Annotated in this window: 4 protein-coding genes; 1 reads left to right on the top strand and 3 read right to left on the bottom strand. The window is 49.3% G+C overall.

Features of this window, described 5'->3' with window-relative positions; all coding sequences use genetic code 11:
* The first annotated feature begins 134 nt into the window (after nt 1–134).
* Nucleotides 135–1,871, top strand: a complete 1,737-nt coding sequence (locus ABW391_RS28995; protein WP_353485400.1) for an amidohydrolase — start codon at nt 135–137, stop codon at nt 1,869–1,871.
* A gap of 91 nt (nt 1,872–1,962) precedes the next feature.
* Here ABW391_RS28995 and ABW391_RS28990 read toward each other — a convergent pair whose 3' ends face one another.
* The 3 genes from ABW391_RS28990 to ABW391_RS28980 form a co-directional block, all read right to left on the bottom strand.
* The gene (locus ABW391_RS28990; RefSeq protein WP_353485399.1) at nt 1,963–2,118 is read right to left on the bottom strand and encodes an alpha/beta hydrolase family protein; all 156 of its coding nucleotides are present in this window, start codon (nt 2,116–2,118) and stop codon (nt 1,963–1,965) included.
* 51 nt (nt 2,119–2,169) lie between these two features.
* Nucleotides 2,170–3,000: a 5-dehydro-4-deoxy-D-glucuronate isomerase gene (gene kduI, locus ABW391_RS28985; protein ID WP_353485398.1), complete on the bottom strand. Its 831-nt coding sequence runs from the start codon at nt 2,998–3,000 to the stop codon at nt 2,170–2,172.
* Nucleotides 3,001–3,034: 34 nt separating this feature from the next.
* The coding region (locus tag ABW391_RS28980; protein ID WP_353485397.1) for an SDR family oxidoreductase at nt 3,035–3,259 on the bottom strand (225 nt) is incomplete at its 5' end.

Raw genomic sequence — 3,259 nt, 5'->3', positions numbered from 1 at the left:
TGGGTTTTGAATAGGAAGTCGAACGGTTCATTTCAAGTGAGCTTCCTATTCGAAAGCGGCTAAAAAAATCGGGAAGTAATTTTTTGCGTCATGTTAAGTGCTAATTTTCCCTTTTCAAATCAAAAATGCAAGGCATGTTGAACCTAACCAAGAAATGCAGATCTACTGCATTCGTCTACATTGCAGTTTTCTTTTTATCCAGCAGTTTTTTTGCGTGTCAACAAAAGGAATCAGCAGATACTATTTTCATCAATGGCAAAATTTGCACTGTTGATGAAAAAAATCCGCAAGCAGAAGCATTGGCAGTTGCCGGAGAAAGAATCATTGCAGTGGGGAGCAACAACGCCATCGAAAAGCTCAAGACTGAAAAAACCCAAGTCATCGACCTGGAGAATAAGTTTGTGATGCCTGGCTTTATCGAAGGGCATGGGCATTTTTCAGGCGTAGGTCAGAGCTTGATTAACCTCAATTTCCTGCAATCCAAAACCTGGGATGAAATTGTCCAAATGGTAGCCGAACGCGCCAAAACCGCCAAACCTGGCGAATGGATCATCGGTAGGGGCTGGCACCAGGAAAAATGGCTGACCACTCCCGCCCAAAATGTATTGGGCTATCCTTATCACGACGAATTGAGCAAAGTAGCCCCGAACAACCCTGTATTGCTCAGTCATGCCAGTGGACATGCCCTGTTTGCCAATGCCAAAGCCATGGACATGGCCGGAGTCAGTGCTGAAACGCCAAGTCCCCTCGGAGGCGAAATCGTGCGCGACAATTCAGGTAAGGCCATCGGTGTGTTTGAAGAACGGGCCATGAAAGTCATTTATAAGGTGTACCAGGAATACCTGGAAACGCTGTCTCCAGAGGAACAAAAGAAACAATGGCTGAAAGGAATCGAGCTGGCGCAGAAGGAATGCCTCGCCAAAGGGGTGACTTCCTTCCAGGATGCTGGCTCAAAATTCAATGAACTGGATTGGTACAAAGAGCTGGCCGAAGCAGGCAAGCTGGATTTGCGCCTTTGGGCCATGATCCGGCACTCGTCCAAAGACATGGAAGGCAAGCTGCAAAGTTTCCCCTGGATCAATTTGGGCAACGGCTACTTTAGTGTAAACGGCATCAAGACGGAAGTGGACGGTGCCTTGGGTTCATTTGGGGCTTGGTTGCTTAAGTCCTATCAAGACAAACCAGATTTTGAAGGTCAGAATACCACCTCGATAGAAGAGGTCAAAAAGATTGCCCAGATGGCACGTGAGCACAAACTACAGCTCTGCATCCATGCCATAGGAGATCGGGCCAATCGGGTTTGTCTGGACATCATCGAGGGCGAGCTAAAGAAAAATCCTGCTGAAAAACCGCTGCGCTGGCGCATCGAACACGCTCAACACCTTGACCCGGACGATATTCCCCGCTTCAAAAAATTGGGGGTGATTGCAGCCATGCAAGCAGTGCATTGTACTTCGGATGCTCCGTTTGTGGTCAAACGCCTGGGAGAAGAGCGTGCGCGCAAAGGTGCATATGCCTGGCGCTCCTTACTGGATGCTGGTGCAGTGGTAACCAACGGCACCGATGCTCCGGTTGAAGATGTCGATCCGCTGCGCTCTTTCTATGCCGCCGTCACGCGCCGCCGCGCCGATAATGGCATGATCTTTTTTCCGGAACAAAAGATCAGCCGCAAAGAGGCGATCTATTCCTACACCCTGGCCAATGCCTACGCCGCTTTTGAGGAGCAAGACAAAGGCTCTTTGAGCAAAGGCAAACTGGCTGATTTGGTGGTGCTGTCCGAGGATTTGCGCAGCTGCCCGGATGAAGCAATTTTGGGCACCAAGGTGCTGATGACTGTAGTCGGCGGGAAAGTAAAACACCGTTCAAAATAATGGGTATGGCCGCCTGAAAAAATGATTTATAATCGTTGCGTATCGACGTTTACTAAACTTTAGAAGTTTAGTAAACGTGACCCGTCAAAAATCAATTGCCTATAGCGCCGATTCGGGCGGGATCTACTTCAGGGCGGGTACATAGGTAATCCAGCGCCATTTGGTCGTCGCGCACCATAGTTTCCCCAAAGCTGCGACCTTTGAGTAAGTTGATTCTGGTTAGCAACAGCAGGAGTACTTTGGGCATAATGTTGAAATTGGTCTGAAAGTTGGTTGTACTGGTGATTCAGTTCCTTAGCTATCGCAAAACTTCCACTGGTTGGGGATCCATATCGGTGTATTCCTGATTTTCTCCAGCCATGCCCCAAATAAAAGAATAGCTGGCGGTACCACTTCCTGCATGGATCGACCAGGGAGGAGAGATGATGGCCTGGTGGTTGGCAACCCACAGGTGACGGGTTTCTTGTGGTTCGCCCATCAGGTGCAATACCCGCTGATTATCAGCTACGTTGAAATAAAAGTAAGCTTCCATGCGGCGGTCGTGAACATGGGGCGGCATGGTATTCCAAACGCTGCCTGACGCCAATACGGTTAATCCCATCACCAATTGGCAACTGCGGATGCCTTCTAGGTAAATGTATTTGTAGATGGTGCGTTTATTGGCGGTTTCAGGGGCGCCCATTTCTACCGGAGAAGCTTCTTCTTTGAGCAAACGGCGGGTAGGGTAGTTCTGGTGCGCAGGGGAAGACAGCAGGTAAAAATGTGCTGGGTTTTGAGCATCTACACTTTCAAATACCACGTTTTCGTGGCCTTTGCCTACATACAGGCAAGACATGTACGGCAAGTCATACACTTCGTCTCCGACTTTGATGCGTCCTGCACCCCCTACATTTATTGCCCCCAGCTCTCTTCTTTCCAGAAAATAATTGCTGCGCAAAATGCCATAAGTTGGCAATTTCAACGGAGAATCGATAGGGGAGACGCCACCAACAATGACACGGTCGTAGTGCGAATACACCAGATTGATTTCACCTGGGGCACAAACTTTTTCGATCAAAAAATTGTCGCGCAGTTCCTGGCTGTTGAGGCTTGCGCCTTCTTTGGGGCTGATTGCATTCCGGATTTGCATAGCTATGATTTGCAGTGTTTGATCAAATTTAGTGTTATCGGCCCATCCAGCCACCATCAACGGTGAGAATGGTACCATTGACGTAGTCAGCAGCATCAGAGGCCAGAAATACCACTGGCCCTTTGAAGTCGGCGGGTTCACCCCAACGGCCAGCAGGAATGCGATCCAGGATCGATTTGCTGCGTACGGGGTCGTTGCGCAAGGCCTCGGTGTTGTCGGTTGCAATGTATCCTGGCGCGATGCCGTTTACGTTTACCCC

It is taken from the genome of Haliscomenobacter sp., from assembly GCF_040403615.1.
GTDB lineage: Bacteria > Bacteroidota > Bacteroidia > Chitinophagales > Saprospiraceae > Haliscomenobacter.
Note: the sequence above shows the minus strand (reverse complement) of the source record. Positions and strands in the feature narration are given on the sequence as shown.